Source organism: Mesorhizobium opportunistum WSM2075, assembly GCF_000176035.2.
In the GTDB taxonomy this organism is placed as follows: Bacteria; Pseudomonadota; Alphaproteobacteria; order Rhizobiales; family Rhizobiaceae; genus Mesorhizobium; species Mesorhizobium opportunistum.
Window position 1 is genome coordinate 5,831,237 of record NC_015675.1, and the last position, 16,766, is coordinate 5,848,002.

12 protein-coding genes are annotated in these 16,766 nt (G+C 64.2%); 11 read left to right on the top strand and 1 reads right to left on the bottom strand.

What is annotated here, in order from left to right; all coding sequences use genetic code 11:
• Positions 1–238: 238 nt before the first annotated feature.
• The 10 genes from MESOP_RS28180 (at position 239) to MESOP_RS28225 (ending at position 14,035) form a co-directional block, all read left to right on the top strand.
• Positions 239–493 carry a hypothetical protein gene (locus MESOP_RS28180; RefSeq protein ID WP_013896751.1) on the top strand — a complete coding sequence of 85 codons (255 nt, stop codon included), beginning with the start codon at positions 239–241 and terminating at the stop codon, positions 491–493.
• Positions 487–3,663 (top strand): efflux RND transporter permease subunit, encoded by a 3,177-nt coding sequence (locus tag MESOP_RS28185; protein WP_041165080.1) that lies wholly within the window; start codon positions 487–489, stop codon positions 3,661–3,663. The genes MESOP_RS28180 and MESOP_RS28185 overlap by 7 nt, the downstream gene beginning before the upstream one ends.
• A gap of 15 nt (positions 3,664–3,678) precedes the next feature.
• A complete protein-coding gene (locus tag MESOP_RS28190) occupies positions 3,679–4,830 on the top strand; it encodes an efflux RND transporter periplasmic adaptor subunit (RefSeq protein ID WP_013896753.1) in 1,152 nt (383 codons plus the stop codon).
• A gap of 317 nt (positions 4,831–5,147) precedes the next feature.
• Entirely contained in the window at positions 5,148–5,834 is a 687-nt protein-coding gene (locus MESOP_RS28195; protein ID WP_013896754.1) for a GntR family transcriptional regulator, read from the top strand.
• Between the two features lie 29 nt (positions 5,835–5,863).
• Positions 5,864–6,970: a mandelate racemase/muconate lactonizing enzyme family protein gene (locus tag MESOP_RS28200; RefSeq protein WP_013896755.1), complete on the top strand. Its 1,107-nt coding sequence runs from the start codon at positions 5,864–5,866 to the stop codon at positions 6,968–6,970.
• A 1-nt stretch (position 6,971) separates the two neighbouring features.
• Complete coding sequence (locus tag MESOP_RS28205; protein ID WP_013896756.1) at positions 6,972–8,156, top strand: mandelate racemase/muconate lactonizing enzyme family protein; 1,185 nt, start codon at positions 6,972–6,974, stop codon at positions 8,154–8,156.
• Positions 8,157–8,420: 264 nt separating this feature from the next.
• Positions 8,421–10,085: an ABC transporter substrate-binding protein gene (locus MESOP_RS28210; RefSeq protein ID WP_013896757.1), complete on the top strand. Its 1,665-nt coding sequence runs from the start codon at positions 8,421–8,423 to the stop codon at positions 10,083–10,085.
• Between the two features lie 71 nt (positions 10,086–10,156).
• A complete protein-coding gene (locus MESOP_RS28215) occupies positions 10,157–11,110 on the top strand; it encodes an ABC transporter permease (RefSeq protein WP_023764581.1) in 954 nt (317 codons plus the stop codon).
• Complete coding sequence (locus MESOP_RS28220) at positions 11,107–11,985, top strand: ABC transporter permease (RefSeq protein ID WP_013896759.1); 879 nt, start codon at positions 11,107–11,109, stop codon at positions 11,983–11,985. The genes MESOP_RS28215 and MESOP_RS28220 overlap by 4 nt, the downstream gene beginning before the upstream one ends.
• A complete protein-coding gene (locus MESOP_RS28225) occupies positions 11,978–14,035 on the top strand; it encodes an ABC transporter ATP-binding protein (RefSeq protein ID WP_013896760.1) in 2,058 nt (685 codons plus the stop codon). The genes MESOP_RS28220 and MESOP_RS28225 overlap by 8 nt, the downstream gene beginning before the upstream one ends.
• A 31-nt stretch (positions 14,036–14,066) precedes the next feature.
• Here the strand turns inward: MESOP_RS28225 and MESOP_RS28230 are convergent, their stop codons facing one another.
• Positions 14,067–14,969 carry a LysR family transcriptional regulator gene (locus MESOP_RS28230; protein WP_013896761.1) on the bottom strand — a complete coding sequence of 301 codons (903 nt, stop codon included), beginning with the start codon at positions 14,967–14,969 and terminating at the stop codon, positions 14,067–14,069.
• 116 nt (positions 14,970–15,085) lie between these two features.
• Here MESOP_RS28230 and MESOP_RS28235 point away from each other — a divergent pair, with 116 nt between their 5' ends.
• Positions 15,086–16,741: an ABC transporter substrate-binding protein gene (locus tag MESOP_RS28235; protein ID WP_013896762.1), complete on the top strand. Its 1,656-nt coding sequence runs from the start codon at positions 15,086–15,088 to the stop codon at positions 16,739–16,741.
• The last annotated feature ends 25 nt before the right edge of the window (positions 16,742–16,766 follow it).

Below are 16,766 nucleotides of genomic sequence, written 5' to 3' on the forward strand. Positions count from 1 at the left end.
TCCTTTCGTTTCCTAAAAACCCTCGGCCACCTCTTGACTAGGGTGTTACCGGTCTGTAACTATGCAAATGTTACTTACTGGTAACACCTATGTCGCCCGTCGTCAATAACAAGACCGTGAACTGGTCCTGCCAGATCGAGGGGTGGAAAAACTGCCAATCATGCGGCCTCGGCCGGTGAAGAGATGAAAAAACGGTTCGCGAGCATGGGCTGCGAATCGACAGACAAGGAGCCGGCCAATGCCACAGCGCCGCGATCTTACCATAGATGAGGCCGTCCGGGATCCGATGATCCGGCTGGTCATGAAAGCAGATGGGGTCGATCCCCGCGCCTTCGAGACAATGCTTCGCTCGCTCGCCAATGGGCAGCGTCGCAAGGTGCCGCTGCTGCGTTCGCTGGAAGCTTCCAGCGACGAGCGCGGCCAAAAACTGTCCAGGCTTGCCAGTGCCTTCGGCAGGGCAAGAGCAGCCGGCGAGGCATGTGTGTCGTGGTAAACTTTTTCATCCATCGTCCGATCTTCGCCTCGGCGATCGCCATCATCATGGTGCTCGCCGGGACGATTTGTTATTTTCTGCTGCCGGTCTCGCAGTTCCCCGACATCACACCGCCGCAGGTCGTGGTCAGCGCCCATTATCCGGGCGCCAGCGCGCAGGTCGTCGCCGATACGGTGACGACGCCGCTGGAACAGCAGATCAACGGCGTGCAAGGCATGACCTACATGTCGTCGACGAGCTCCAATGACGGCTCCTCGACCATCACCATCACCTTCGATGTCGGCTATTCCTTGAGCACGGCCGCCGTCGACGTCCAGAACCGCGTCTCGCAGGCGGCCTCGTCGCTGCCGGCGATCGTCAACCAGGGCGGCGTGACGATCAAGAAGCAGAACCCGAATTTCGTTCTGATCGTCAATCTCACCTCGCCCGACAGTTCCGTCGATCCGGTGGCGCTCTCGAACCTTGCCTATCTGCAGGTCGTCGATCCGCTGAAGCGGCTGCAAGGCGTCGGCGACGTACAGATCTTCGGCGAGCGGCGCTATTCGATGCGCGTCTGGCTCGACCCGGACAAGCTCGCCAATCTCGGCATCACCGCCGTCGACGTCCAGAATGCCATCGCGGAACAGAACGTCCAGGTGGCGGCCGGCAAGATCGGCCAGTCGCCGGCCCCGGCCGGCACCGCCTTCGAGATGCAGGTCAACGCCGTCGGCCGCTTGAGCGACCCGAAGGAATTCGGCGACATCGTCGTGCGCGCCAACACCGACAGCGGCTCGCTGGTGCGGCTGCGCGACGTTGCCCGCATCGAGCTCGGCGCGCTGCAATATTCATCGTCGGCCTTCTTCGGCAAGGATCCGACCGTGGTGCTCGCCGTCTACCAGATGCCGGGCTCCAACGCGCTCGATCTGCAGCAGCGCGTCAAGGACAAGATGCAGGAGCTGTCGGGCCGTTTCCCCAAGGGCGTTTCCTACGCCATGCACTACGACACGACGCGCTTCGTCTCGGCGTCGATGCATGACGTGCTGATCACGCTCGGCGAAGCCCTGGTGCTGGTCGTCGCCGTGGTGTTCGTCTTCCTGCAGAGCTGGCGCACGACCATCATTCCAACCATCGCCATCCCGGTTTCGCTGGTGGCGACGCTCGTGGTCATGGAGATGCTCGGCTTCTCGCTCAACATGCTCTCGCTCCTCGGCATGGTGCTGGCGATCGGACTTGTCGTCGACGATGCCATCGTGGTGGTCGAGAACGTCGAACGACAGCTCGAGGCTGGGCTGAAACCGCTGGCGGCGACCAAGGCCGCCATGGCCGAAGTCACCGGCCCGATCATCGCCACCACCGCCGTCCTGATGGCGGTGTTCGTGCCGGTCGCCTTCATTCCCGGCGTCTCGGGGCGGCTCTACAACCAGTTCGCGCTGACAGTGGCGATTTCGGTCGGCATCTCCGCCTTCAACTCGCTGACGCTCAGCCCGGCGCTCAGTGCCGCTTTCCTGCGCTATCGCCAGGGCACGCAGTTCGTGCTCTTCCGCTGGTTCAACAGTGGCTTCGACAAGCTGTCGCATGCCTACGCCCATGGCGTGCGCTTCCTCATCCGCCTGCGCTGGATCATGCTCGGCCTGTTCGCAGCCGGACTGGTCGCCACCTACTTCGTCTGGCAGAAACTGCCCTCGACCTTCCTTCCGGTCGAGGACCAGGGCTACTTCTTCGTCGTCATCCAGCTGCCCGACGGCGCCTCGCTGGAACGCACCGACGCGGTGGCCAAGAAGGCGCGCGACATCCTGCAGGCGACGCCCGGCGTCGACATCGTCGGTTCGATCAGCGGCCTGAACTTCCTGACCAGTGCTGCGCAGTCGAACTCGGCGGTCGAATTCGCCATCCTGAAACCCTGGGAGGAGCGCGGTCCCGACCAGAGCGCCTCCAAGCTCGTCGCCGACGTGCGCGGCAAGCTGATGCAGATTCCGGAGGCCTTTGCGCTGAGCTTCGATCCGCCTTCCATCCCTGGTATCGGCACCACGGGCGGCTTCGAATTCGTCGTCGAGGATCTCACCGGCCGTGGCAGCACAGCCCTCAACGATGCGACGCAAGCCGTGATCGCCGAGGCGCGCAAGCAGCCGGAAATCAATCCGCAGCAGCTGTTCTCGCCGTTCTCGACGTCGACGCCGCAGTTCAACTACGACCTCGACCGCTCCAAGGCGAAGCTGCTCGGCCTCAACCTGCCTGACGTGTTCAACACGCTGCAGATCTATCTCGGCTCGCTCTACGTGAACGACTTCAACCTGTTTGGCCGCACCTTCCGGGTGACCATCCAGGCCGACAAGGACGCACGCGCGGGTGCTGCCGACATTTCTCGGCTCTATGTGCGCAATGCTTCCGGCGGCATGGTGCCGCTCTCGACGCTGGGCAAGTTGGTGCCGTTCGTCGGACCGGAAACCGTGCCGCACTACAACAACAATGCATCGGCCTCGATCAACGGCGGTGCCGCACCGGGCTTCTCCTCGGGCCAGGCGGTCGCCGCCATGGAACGGGCTGCCGCAACGGCCCTGCCGAGGGATTTCGGTTTCGAATGGACCGGCATCACCTTCCAGGAACTCAAGGCAGGATCGATCGCATCGGTCGTCTTCGGCCTCGCCATCGTCTTCGTCTTCCTGATCCTGGCGGCGCAGTATGAGAGCTGGGCGATGCCGTTCATGGTGCTGCTGGCGGTACCGCTGGCCTTGTTCGGCGCCTTCGCGGCGCTCTCGGTGCGCGGCATGCAGATCGACGTCTATTCGCAGATCGGCTTCGTCATGCTGATCGGACTGGCGGCGAAGAATGCCATCCTGATCGTCGAGTTCGCCAGACGGCGGCGCGAGGAGGGCTTGAGCATCGTCGAGGCGGCGATGGAAGCCGCGCGTCTGCGGCTGCGGCCGATCCTGATGACGGCCTTCGCCTTCATCCTCGGCGTGCTGCCGCTGATGTTCGCGACCGGCGCCGGTGCATCGAGCCGCCAGTCGATCGGCACCACCGTGTTTGGCGGCATGGTCGCCGCGACCATCCTGTCGCTGGTGTTCGTGCCGGTCTTCTACGCGGTCATCGAGCAGCTGCGCGAACGCCGCGAAAGCGGCGAGCCGGCCTCACAACATTCTGAACCAACTGCCGAAACCGCCTTCCCTCCCCTGGCGGAAGCGGCCGAATAAGATTGGAGACTGATCATGCGTAAATGGAAAATCGCTTTGGGAACGGCTGTCGCGCTGGGCGCGATCTCGGTGGCGAGCGTTCACCTGCTCGACATGGGTAATTTGAGCCTCAATGCCGGCACGGCCGGAGCGGCGCCCGCCCCGGCGGCGTTCGTCATGCCGGTACCGGTGGCAAGCGTCGTCAAGAAGACGATCCCGATCTACCTCGACTATGCCGCGCGGATCGAACCGATCCGCAGCATCACGCTGCAGGCGCGCGTGCCTGGCTACCTGCAGGAACAGACAGCGCAAGACGGCGCCGATGTCCGGCAGGGCGACCTTCTCTACAAGATCTCGCCCGACGACTTCCAGGCCGCTCTCGACCAGGCGCAAGCCCAGGTCCAGCGCGACACGGCAACGCTCGACTATGCACGGTCCAATCTCGGACGTGGTAGCGAACTTGCCAAGAGTGGCTATCTGGCCAAGGACAGCTTCGACCAGCGCACCAGCACCTTGCGCGAGGCACAAGCATCGCTGGCGCTCAATCAGGCGGCAGTGCGCACGGCGGAACTCAACCTGAGCTACTCGCAAATCCATGCGCCGTTCAACGGGCGTCTGGGCCGCAACCAGGCCTCGGTCGGGACGCTGGTCAGCGTCGCCGGCACGGTGCTCAACACGCTGGTGCAGCTCGACCCGATCTACGTCACCTTCAATCCGAGCGAGACGGACCTGACCGAGATCGAACAGGCCCGCGCTGCCGGCCCGATCGAAGTCGAGGTGCTGCTTCCGGGTCAAACCGAGACCAGCCAGAAGGGCGAACTCACCTTCATCGACAACACGGTCGACCACTCGACCGGCACCATCACCGCGCGCGCCACGATCGGCAACGCCAAGTTCACGCTCATGCCCGGACAATATGTCCGGGTGCGGCTGCACATCAAGCAGCAGCCCGATGCGCTGATGGTGCCGCAGACGGCGCTGGGTTCGAGCCAGCTCGGCAAATATCTCTACGTCGTCGGCAAGGGCAACACGGTCGACCAGCGGCTGGTCTCGCTCGGGCCGACCAGCGGCGACCTGGTGGCCATCCTGAGCGGCGTCTCCGAAGGCGACCAGGTGATAACAGGCAATCTGCAGAAGATCGGACCTGGAATGCCGATCTCGCCACTGCCACAGAAACCGGCTACCTGACACCCCCGCAGGCCCGGTTTCCGCGCGGCGCCCTCGACCTTTTCTCAGGTCGCGGGCGCCGTTTTCACGAGCAGGCCGACAAGAGCGGCCACGTCGGCGCGATCGGCCTGGGCCGACGGCATGAAAGCGCAATAGGGGTGACCGGAGGCGCACCGAGACCGGCGACAGCGCGATCAGGCGGCCTGCGTCCAGATCGGTCTGCGCCATCCGCATCACGGATCGCGTTGCCCTAGCGAAAATGAAAAATCCGAAAATGGCGTCTTGTTAGATTGTCGACAATCTGATTGTCTTACCCTCTGTTCTCGCTGGAGGGCCGGATGGGGAAGACGGATTTCAGTCCGATTGCCGACACCACGCGCCGCGCCGAAATCGTGGCGCTGCTCAGGCGCGCGATCCTGACCGGCCAGTTGGCGCCCGGCCAGAAGCTCAACGAGCTCAGGATCTCCGAACAGATGCGGGTCAGCCGCGCGCCATTACGCGAGGCGATGCGCGAGCTGGTGCAGGAAGGCATCCTGACCAGCATTCCCTATGCCGGCACCTTCGTCATCGATGTCACCGCCAAGGACATCGACGACGCCTATTCGCTCAACAAGGTGCTGGACGAGTTCGCGATCGAACAGACATGGCCACAGCGCGACCAGCGTTTCTTCGACGAGCTCGACCGCCGCCATGAAGCGGTGAAGCAGGCGACACGCGACCTCGACACCACAAGGCAGATCGAAACGGCGCTGCAACTGCATGGCCTGATCTACGAGTGGGCCGACAATTCGGTGCTGCTGGAAACCTGGCAGCGGCTGATCAGCCGGTTGCAGATGTATTTCGCGCTGCATCAGCAGGCCCGCAAGGAGCCGGTGCCGGCCGAAGACGTCCATGAGATCTACGTGCAACTGATGAAGGGCCGCGACATGCGCGCTGCCCAGCGTCATGCCCGCGAACATATCAGCCTCGACTTCGAAGAGCTGCTCTCTTACGCGCGCGGCCTCGAACAGCGCCCGGGCGCCTGACCCAGACATCCCAGCCAACGGACAAATACGTGCAGATCCAAACCATCAGAGCCTATCACGTCGTGCAGCCCTTCGTGGACGGGCCCTACCGCATGTCCAAGGGACGTGAGGCCGACGCCTTCGACGCGGTGATTGTCGCCATCACCGCCGACAACGGACTGACCGGCTGGGGCGAGATGGCGCCGCTCGGCAATTTTTACTCGCCCGCGTTTCCGATGGGAGCGCGCGCGGGCGTGCCGGAAATCGCGCCGCACCTCATCGGCCACGACCCGCGCGGGCTGGCCAGCATCGGCCGGCTGATGGACACGGTGTTCAAGAGCCATCCCTACATCAAGTCGGCGCTCGACATGGCCTGCTGGGATCTCGCCGCGCGCGCCGCCGACGTGCCGCTGGTCACGCTGCTGGGCGGCAAGGAGAGCGACACCGCCGAGCTCTACAAGGTCGTCACCCATGGCAGCGTCGACGCCATGGCCGCACTGGCCAAGCGGATCGTCAAGGATGGCTTCCACCGGCTGCAGGTCAAGGTCGGCGGCAATGTCCATGACGATATCGAGCGCGTCACCGCGGTCGCCGCCTCGGTGCCGAAAGGCACGGTCATCTTCTGTGACGCCAATGCCGGCTGGACGCCGTACCAGGCGCGCCAGTTCGCCGATGCCACGCGCGCCATCGACTATACGTTCGAGCAGCCCTGCACGACGATCGACGAGAATATGTCGGTGCGCCGTATGCTCGACAAGCCGATGGTGCTCGACGAATCCGTCACCTCGCTCGAGGAAATGCTGGAGATCCATCGCCGGGGTGCGGCCGATGGGCTGACGCTGAAGATCTCGCGGCTCGGCGGCGTGACGAAGACGCGTCTGATCCGCGACGTTGCCGTCGACCTCGGCTTCATGATGACGGTCGAGGACACCGGCGGCGCCGAGATCGACACCGCCGCCATGGCGCACCTGTCGCTGTCGACGCCGGAAGAGCGCCGGCTGCACGCTATCGCCTTCCATGAGTGGGTGACGGTGCGCACGGCGTCGAACATGCCGCCGGTCACGGGCAGCCGCATGGGCATTCCGGACGGACCGGGCCTCGGCATCGATGTCGTTCCCGACCTGCTTGGCGCACCGTTCTTCGAGATCGGCCGCTGAGATGAAAATCCGCAGCATCAAGGCCACGCCGATCAATCTGCGCCTCGAAGCGCCCTATGGCTGGGTGTTCGGCGAGCTCGACGGATTTTCGCAGACCATCGTCGAAGTCGAAACCGAGGACGGGCTGATCGGCGTCGGCGAGGCGCCGACGCCGGCGGCCGCCGCCATCGTCAATGATATCCTGGCACAACGCCTGGTCGGCCGCGACGCCTTCGACATCGCCGGCGCCGAGCATGTCTGCCTTCCCTTCTGGACCGGCGTGCAGTCGATCAACGACCGCACCCGCATCATGGCGTTCGGCGCCATCGAGATGGCGTTCTGGGATCTGCGCGGTAAGGCGTGGAACCAGCCGCTCTACCAGTTGCTTGGCGGCGCCGTGCGCAAGGACATCCCGTTCACCGACTATTTTTCTCTGCGCGGCGACGGGCCGAAGGTGAAAGGCGAAACGACGCCGGAGGAAGTCGCCGACTATTGCGTCGAGTTGCACGAGACCTATGGAACGACTTTCTTCGAAGGCAAATTCTCGACGCAGGATCCGAAAATCTCGCTGAGAATGGTCGAGCTGATCCGCAGGAAGCTTGGCGACGACGCGATGATCCGCATCGATTCCAACCAGGCCTATTCGCTCAGCACCGCGCGGCGCCTGGCGCGACCGCTGGAGGATCTCGGCGTGCGCAACTGGGAAGATCCGGTGGCGACGATCGAGGAGATGCGGGAGCTGCGGCGCCATTGCTCGATCCCGTTCTCGACCCACAACATCGACATCGCGCGCGCCATGGACCTCAAGGTGCCTGACGCCTTCGTCGGCAACCCGACCGTGCATGGCGGCATCGGCCGCATGCTGCGCTTCGTCGGCGCCTGCGAGCACGCCGGCATCGACTTCTGGTGCTACAGCGGCGACAGCGGCATCGGCAGCGCCGCCTACCTGCATCTGTGCGCGGCGCTGGGCTGGATCCGGGAGCCGAACCAGTCGCTGTTTCGCATGCAGCCGACCGATATCACCGAGGAAGGGCCGTTTTCGCCGAGGAACAATGTCGTGCGCGTGCCGGAAGGCCCCGGTCTCGGCATCACCTTGTCGCGGGAAAACCTCGCGGCCTGCCATCGCGATTTCACCGAGAACGGCCCCTGCAACAAATATCACGACCCGGCTGCGCCCGGGACATACCGCCGTTTGCCGCTGAACTAGGAGAATGAGGACGAAAAGGAGGCGTGTTCAAGAACAACGGTTCGTCGCCGCGATCGTGTCGTGACGGCAAGACCGGACGGGTGGAAGCATTGCCTCAAGAAAATCTGACCCCTCCGCCGCGAGGATCGGATGGACCGGGGAAAACCGCGTGCTACAGTTCCGTCGACCGACAACATTGACGACCTGGACAGGAGAACTCCACGGAATTTCGTCAACTGGAAATGCATTCTTCAGCCATAAGAAACAGGGGAAAGGGTTAAACCCATGAGCAAGAACTACCGCATTCTCGACCTGATCCGGCGCAACCGCTCGCCGCTTGAAAATCACCTGATCGACGGTCTTGTCGACGGCCGCGTCAGCCGCCGCGACTTCATCCGCCATGGCAGCCTGCTCGGCCTGTCGCTGCCGCTTCTGGGCGGCATCACCACGGCAGCCGGCCTCAGTGGCATGCCGTCGCTCGCCCGCGCCCAGGGCGCTCCCGGCGCCACCATCCGCGTCGCCAGCAGCGTGCCGGCAGCGGCCATCGACCCGGTCACCATCGCCGACGCCGGCGGCCTGCTGATCATGCAGCAGGTTGCCGAATTCCTCTGCGTGGACGGCCCCGACCTCGTGCTCAAGCCGGCACTGGCCGAAAGCTGGAAGCCGAACGACAACGGCTCGGTGTGGACGTTCAAGCTGCGCAAGGGCGTAAAATTCCACTCAGGCGGCGAGATGAAGGCCGAGGACGTGGTGGCGAGCATCGACCGCCTCGCCGATCCGGCCAATTCGTCCAACGCGCTGTCGGTGTTCACCGGCATCCTGTCGAAGGGCGCCAGCAAGAAGGTCGACGACTACACGGTGGAATTCCACCTCGACGCGCCGAACGGCAACTTCCCCTACATGCTGTCGTCCGACAATTACAACGCCGTCATCATTCCGGCTGACTACAAGGGCGATTACGAGAAGAGCTTCGACGGCACCGGCCCATTCAAGGTCGAGAAATATACGCCGAAGGTCGGCGCGTCCTTTGTCCGCAACGACAATTACTGGGGCGAGAAGGCGCTGCCGGAGCGCACCGAATTCACCTTCTTCACCGACGTGCAGCCGATGATCCTGGCGCTGCAAGGCGGCCAGGTCGATATCATCAACCAGATGCCGGTGCTCGCCGGCGTCGCCCTGCTCAACGATCCGAACATCGACATCATCAGCCTGAAGTCTTCGGCTCATCAGCAACTGCATCTGCGCTGCGACGACGGCCCGCTGAAGGATGCCCGCGTGCGCCGCGCCATCGCCCTCAGCATGGATCGCGACAAGTTGGTCGCGGGTCTGATGAAGGGTCGCGCCGTGGCTGGCAATGACAGCCCGTTCGCATCGGTCTATCCGTCAACCGATACGAGCGTGCCGCAGCGCAAGCAGGACATCGCGCAGGCCAAGCAGCTGATGGAAGCCGCCGGTGCCAGCAAGGGCTTCAAGATCACGCTGACCACCGAGCGCTACCTCGAAATCCCCGAATATGCTCAGCTCATCCAGAACTGGGTCAAAGAGATCGGCATCGAGCTCGAGCTCAACATCCTCGACCAGAGCGGCTATTATGGCGACGCGGTGTTCGGCAAATCGAACTGGCTGGATTCGGTCATGGGGATCACCGATTACGGCCACCGCGGCGTGCCCAATGTCTATCTTGCCGCTCCGCTGAAGAGCGACGGCACCTGGAACGCGGCGCATTTCAAGAACAAGGACTACGACGCGCTGGCGACCAGCTATATCGCCGCGCTCGATCTGGAGGCGCAGAAGGCCGACGCCGGCAAGATCCAGAAGCTGCTGCTCGAGGAAACGCCGGTCATCTTCGGCTATTTCTACGACTACCTGACGGCGACGGCGAAGGGCGTGGCCGGCGTGCAGCCGACCGCCATGTCGCAGCTGTTCCTCGACAAGGCATCGAAAGCCTGACCAGCAAGGGAAAGCCAATCCTCTGACAGCCAGCTCCTGCAAGGGGGCTGGCTCCACAAGGAGTCATAGCCATTCTCTCCTTCTTTGCCCGGCGTGTCTCGCTGTCGCTGGTGACGCTGTTCCTGCTCAGCATCATGGTGTTCCTGGGTGGCCAGGTTCTGCCCGGCAATGTCGGACGCGCCATATTGGGGCCGTTCGCCGACCAGCGCGCGGTCGACGCGCTCAATCACACGCTTGGCGTCGATCGCCCGCTGCTCACCCAATATGCGACCTGGATCTGGAACTTTATCCGGGGCGACATGGGCACGTCCTACATATTCCGCTCGCCAGTGGCGCCGTTCGTGATCGATGCCTTGGGCAATTCGATGAAGCTGGCGGCGGTCGCCTTCGTGCTGGTGGTGCCGATCGGTATCCTGGGCGGGGTGGTGGCCGCGCTGAACCTCAACCGCCCGCTCGACCGCATCATCAGCCTGGGCGGCCTGTCGGTGACGGTGCTGCCGGAGTTCGTCACCGGCATCATCCTGATCCTGATCTTCGGTGTCTGGTTGCGCTGGCTGCCGATCTCGGCCGCATGGCCGAAGGACGCCGGCTTCTTCACCCAACTCTATTATCTGATCCTGCCTTCGCTGCCGCTGTTCCTGGTGCTGTTCGGCTATATCGCCCGCATGGCGCGCTCGGGCATGATCGAGGCGCTCGATTCCGACTATACGCGAACGGCGGTGCTCAAGGGCCTGCCCTGGCGCACGGTGATCTGGCGCCATGTGCTGCGCAATGCGCTGCTGCCGACCATCACCGTGATTGCAACGCAAACCGGCTACCTCATCGGCGGCCTGGTGGTGATCGAGACGCTGTTTCGCTACCAGGGCATCGGCTCGCTGATCTTCACCGCCGCGCGCGGCAAGGATTTCCCGATGCTGGAATCCGGCATCCTCACCATCGGCATCGTCTATGCGGTGGCCACATTGATCGCCGACTTCCTCTATTCCGTGCTCAATCCACGCATCCGGCTGGGGTCAGATCAATGAGCGTCGTCCAGACCACCTCACCCGCACAAGACGATACGCGCCGGCGCGGCGCGGTGGCGGAAGTCTTTTTCTCCCTGCTGCGCTCGCGGACGTTCCTCGTCGGCTTCGCCATCGTCATGTTCTGGGTCGCCTGCGCGCTGTTTGGCGAACATTTCGCACCCTACGATCCGCTTGCCGACGACATCATCAACGCGCTGGCGCCGCCTTCATCCGAACATTGGTTCGGCACCGACCAGATCGGCCGCGACGTCTTCTCGCGCGTCATCGTCGGCTCGCGCGACATCCTGACCGTCGCCCCGCTGGCCACCTTGCTGGCGACGATCGCCGGCACCGCGCTCGGCCTGCTCACCGGCTATTTCCGTGGGCTCGTCGACGATGTCGTCAGCCGCATCCTCGAAGCCTTCATGGCTATTCCCGTGGTCATCGTGGCGCTGCTCGCCATCGTGGCGCTCGGCACCTCCAAGACCACGGTCATCGTCGTCATTGGCCTCAGCTTCGCACCGATCATTGCCCGCACCGTGCGCTCGGCGGTGCTGGCGGAGCGCGAACTCGACTATGTCGCCGCAGCCCAACTCAGGCACGAGAGTGCGCTGCATACGATGTTCGTCGAGATCCTGCCCAACGTCATCCCGCCGATCCTGGTCGAGACCACCGTGCGGCTCGGCTATGCCATCTTCGCGGTCGCGACACTCTCCTTCATGGGTTTCGGCATCCAGCCCCCGTCGCCGGACTGGGGGCTGTCGATCTCCAGCAATTACGGCATGATCGGCGGCGGCTTCTGGTGGACGGTGCTGTTCGACGCGCTCGCCATCGCCTCGCTGGTGATCGGCGTCAATCTGGCGGCCGACGGCGTTCACGGAGCGCTCAATGATTGACCCCGCCACGGTCCAATACACAAAGGCGGAGAACGCCCTCGAACTGCACGACCTATCGGTCGCCTACCGGGTCGCCGGCCGCAACCGGGCGGTGCTGCGCAATCTCAGCCTCAACATCGGCCAGGGCGAGGCCTATGGGCTGGTCGGCGAATCCGGCTGCGGCAAATCCACCGTGGCGCTCACCGTCGTGCGCTATTTGCCAAGGAATGGTTCGATCACAGGCGGCGCGATTTCGCTCGACGGCCAGAATGTGATGAAGCTCGACGGCGAGGCCCTGCGGCGCGCTCGCGCCGAAAGCGTCTCGATGGTCTATCAGGATCCCGGCAAGGCGCTGAACCCCTCGATCCGCGTCGGCCGGCAATTGACCGAGATCTTCGAGCTTGGCGGCATCACGGGCCAGGCAGCCACCGATCGCGCCGTCGCCATGCTCAACCGGGTGCGCATCTCCGATCCGACGAGCGTCATGCAGCGTTACCCACACCAGCTGTCCGGCGGCATGCAGCAGCGCGTGGCGATCGCCATGGCGCTGGCCAACGACCCCTCGATGCTGATCCTCGATGAGCCGACCACCGGCCTCGATGCGACGGTCGAGGCCGAGGTGCTCGACCTGATCGCGCAGCTCCGGCAGGAGCTGTCGGCGTCGATCCTGTTCATCAGCCACAACCTCGCCGTCGTCTCCAACATGTGCGACCGTGTCGGCGTTCTCTATGCCGGCATGCTGGTGGAGGAAGGACCGACCGATGTTGTGTTCAACGATCCACGCCACCCCTATACGGTGGCGCTCTTGCGCTGCCTGCCGCGCGGCGGCCAACGCAAGGACCAGGGCCGGCTCGACACCATTCCGGGCTTCCTGCCGGGCATTGGCGCCGACATCAAGGGCTGCGCCTTCGCCGACCGCTGCGCGCTCGCGGACGACCGCTGCCGCACCGAATTGCCGCCGCTCTATGATCTGAGCGACGAGCGAGGCAAGCGGCTGTCGCGTTGCTTCCATCACGACAAGGCGCAATCGCTGCCGCGCGCCACGCCGAGCGATGTGGCGCCCGTGCCAAAGCCGGCGGCAGCACCCGTGCTGCGCGTCACGGGGCTGAACAAGACCTATGCCAGCCATGGCCATGCCTTGCGCGCCGTCAAGGACGTCTCGCTCGATCTTCGCCCGGGCGAAACGCTCGGATTGGTCGGGGAATCCGGCAGCGGCAAGACCACCTTCGCCAGGCTGCTGCTTGGCCTTGTGCCACCCGATGACGGCGGTACCATCGAGCTCGAGGGCAAGGTGCTGGCACCACGGCTGGAGAACCGCGGCGACGACCAGGTTAAGGCGATGCAGATCGTCTTCCAGAACCCGGATTCGGCACTCAATCGCTCGCATTCGATCCGCCACCTGATCGGCCGGGCGCTGAAGCGGCTGGCGGGCCTCTCCGGCAAGGCGCTGGAGGCCCGTCTCAACGACCTCATCCGTTCGGTGCGGCTGACCGAGCGGCATCTGGCGGTCAAGCCTCGCCAGCTTTCGGGCGGCCTGAAGCAGCGCGTCGCCATCGCGCGCGCCTTCGCCGGCGATCCACGCATCGTGGTGTGCGACGAGCCGACCTCGGCGCTCGACGTCTCGGTGCAGGCGGCCATCCTCAACCTGCTCGCCGACCTGCAATCGAAGGAAGACGTCAGCTACATCTTCATCTCGCACGACCTTGGCGTGGTGCGTTACCTCTCCGACAAGATCGCCGTCCTCTATCTCGGCCGCATCATGGAGCTCGGGCCATCGGAAGAAGTGTTCTCCGGGCCGCATCATCCCTATACCGAGGCGCTGCTGTCGGCGGTTCCAAGACTGGACCAGACGGAGACGGCACGCATTCGCCTCGACGGCGAAATCCCCAGCGCCACCAATCCGCCCTCAGGCTGCGTCTTCCACACGCGCTGCCCACGCAAGATCGGCCCGATCTGCGAGGAGCAGGAGCCGCCGCTCGCCGAAGCACAGCCCGGGCATTCCATCCGATGCCACATTCCCTATGCGGAGCTGGCGAGGCTGCAGAAGGCGCCGGTGACCGAGCCGGCATAGCAAGGCATCGCGCGGGTGATTGCCTGGCCGGTCACATCCGGCCGGCCATGCTGAAGGAGCGGTCGCCTTCCGAGAAACCCTGATCGCTGGTCCAGTCCTTGGCCAGCGAGCGCAGCCCGGTCAACGCGACATCCAGGACATCCGAGGAGACCGGGTTGGAGGGATAGGCAAGATAGATCGGCCGCTGGAACACCGGCGTGTTGTCGATGCGCCGCATCTCGCCACGTTCGATATGGCCGCTGACGGCACTGAGCGGGAGATAGGCGGCTGCTTGCCGCGACAGCACATGCTGCAGCCCGATGAAGACCAGCCCGGCCGAAATGGCGGGCTTGACCATGCCGGCGAAGGCGCGGTCGTGTTCGATGCGGAATTCCAAGCCCCAGTCCATCAGGATGTAGTTCTCGGTCCACGGCTTCGTCTGCGCGGCATGCTGGACCAGCACGACCTGATCGACGGCAAGCGTTTCATAGACGATGCCGGGATGCGGCCGGGGCAGATAGAGAATGCAGATGTCGAGCAGGCCTTCCGCCAGCTGGTCGATCGCCAGATCCGGGAAACTGCCTTCGAGCCGCAGCGCCACGTTCGGCCGCTTGGCGCGCATCCACTCGACCCATGGCGAGGTGATCGAATCCCACAAATAGGCGGGTGCGGTCAGCCGCAGCAATGTCTCATAACCATCGGGAACGGCGATGTCCTGCCGCGATTGCTCCCAGGTGCGGGTGATCGAGGAAGCATGCGGCAGGAACTGCCGGCCGGCGGGCGTCAGCGTGACGCCATCGCGATCGCGCACGAAAAGCCGGCGCCCCAACTGCTCCTCCAGCCCCCTGATCCGCGCGCTGACGGTCGACTGGGCGAGGTTCAGCCGATTGGCGGCGACGGTGAAGCTGCCATGTTCGGCAACCTCCAGGAAACTGCGCAGGTTTTCGGTATCCATGGCTTTGCTCCTGCATCGAAAATTTCGATGGACCCCATCAAAAAATATCGCTTTCCGGCTGCGGTCAACAATGACCTAAATGGCCGATCCCCCAAGGGCAAGCGAGGAATGCAGCCATGCCGAAGCATTTCATGACGATCGACGCCGCTCGCAAAAACCTGACAGCAATCGAAAATTCCGCTGTTGACGAATTGCTGGCAGGCAGGCTGGACCGACGCGATTTCATGCACCATGGCAGCGTTCTCGGCCTCTCCCTGCCGTTCCTGGGCAGCCTCGTCGCCGCTGCCGGCCTCGGCACGCAGAAAGCCCGCGCCGAGGGCAAGCCGGGCGGCACGGTGCGCGCCGGCGTGGCCACGCCCGGCGGCGCCATCGATCCTGTCACCTACTATGACAGCGGCAGCTACCAGCTGGTTTTCCAGACCGCCGAATTTCTCTGCATCACGCAGCCGGATCTCACCCTGAAGCCGGTGCTGGCGGAAAGCTGGTCGCCGAACGAAGACGGCAGCGTGTGGACCTTCAAGCTGCGCAAGGGCGTGAAATTTCACAATGGCGAGGACTTCAAGGCCGACGACGTCGTCGCGACCTTCGACCGGCTGGCCGATCCCAATGGTGCCTCGAACGCGCTTTCGGTTTTCAAGGGCCTGCTGTCGAAGGGCGGCACGCAGAAGGTCGACGACCACACCGTCGCTTTCCATCTCGACGCGCCGAACGGCAGCTTTCCCTATTCGGTGTCGATCGACAATTACAACGCCGTCATCCTGCCGGCGAGCTACAAGGGCGACTACGAGAAGACCTTTGAAGGCACCGGCCCGTTCCGGATGGAGAGCTACACGCCGAAGGTCGGCGCGACCTTCGTGCGCAACCCCGATTATTGGGGCGAGAAGGCGCTGCCAGACCGGCTCGAGTTCAAATTCTACGGCGACGTGCAGCCGCGCATCCTGGCGCTTCAGGCCGGCGAGGTGGACATCCTCGACGCGGTGCCGCTCGATGTCAGCCAGGTCGTGCTGAACAGTCCCGACATCACCGTGCTGCGTGTCGCCTCGACCGCGCATCGCCAGCTCCACATGCGCTGCGACACCGGCCCGTTCACCGACAAGCGCGTGCGCCAGGCGCTGGCGCTCAGCATCGACCGTTCCAAGCTGGTCGACGGCCTGTGCCGCGGCATGGCGGCGACCGGCAATGACAGCCCGTTCGCGCCGGCCTTCCCCGCGACAGACAAATCTGTGCCGCAGCGTGTCCAGGACATCGCCAAGGCCAAGCAGCTCATGGAGGCGGCGGGTCTCGCTGGCGGTTTCGACGTCACGCTGACGACGCTGCGCTATTCCGACATTCCGGGCTACGCGCAGCTGTTCCAGAACTTCGCCAAGGAGATCGGCGCCCGCATCGCGCTCAACATCGAGGACCAGGACAAATATTACGGCAAGGCGGTGTTCGGCCAATCGGACTGGCTGGACAGCCCGCTGGGGATCACCGACTACGCACATCGCAGCGTGCCGAATGTGTTCCTCAAGAGCCCGCTGGTCAGCGACGGCCCGTGGAACGCGGCGCATTTCAAGAGCCCGGCCTATGACGGCATGATCACCAGTTACTTGAAGGCGCTGGACATCGGCGCACAGCGCGCGGCGGCATCCGACATCCAGAAGCTGCTGCTCGACGAGACGCCGGTCATCTTCAGCTACTTCCCCGACCTGCTGGTGCCGGTGCGCAAGAATGTCAGCGGCCTGCCGCCGATCGCCGCCGGGCTGCTGCTCGATCGAGTATCCATAGGCTGACGTCCGTGTCCAACCGCGCGGCCGC

Bases quoted from the DNA above. Each gene is read 5' to 3' on its own strand.
- MESOP_RS28220 (WP_013896759.1), top strand. From the start codon at position 11,107: ATGAGCGTCGTCCAGACCACCTCACCCGCACAAGACGATACGCGCCGG.
- MESOP_RS28195 (WP_013896754.1), top strand. From the start codon at position 5,148: ATGGGGAAGACGGATTTCAGTCCGATTGCCGACACCACGCGCCGCGCC.
- MESOP_RS28225 (WP_013896760.1), top strand. From the start codon at position 11,978: ATGATTGACCCCGCCACGGTCCAATACACAAAGGCGGAGAACGCCCTC.
- MESOP_RS28230 (WP_013896761.1), bottom strand. From the start codon at position 14,969: ATGGATACCGAAAACCTGCGCAGTTTCCTGGAGGTTGCCGAACATGGC.
- MESOP_RS28235 (WP_013896762.1), top strand. From the start codon at position 15,086: ATGCCGAAGCATTTCATGACGATCGACGCCGCTCGCAAAAACCTGACA.
- MESOP_RS28210 (WP_013896757.1), top strand. From the start codon at position 8,421: ATGAGCAAGAACTACCGCATTCTCGACCTGATCCGGCGCAACCGCTCG.
- MESOP_RS28190 (WP_013896753.1), top strand. From the start codon at position 3,679: ATGCGTAAATGGAAAATCGCTTTGGGAACGGCTGTCGCGCTGGGCGCG.
- MESOP_RS28180 (WP_013896751.1), top strand. From the start codon at position 239: ATGCCACAGCGCCGCGATCTTACCATAGATGAGGCCGTCCGGGATCCG.
- MESOP_RS28205 (WP_013896756.1), top strand. From the start codon at position 6,972: ATGAAAATCCGCAGCATCAAGGCCACGCCGATCAATCTGCGCCTCGAA.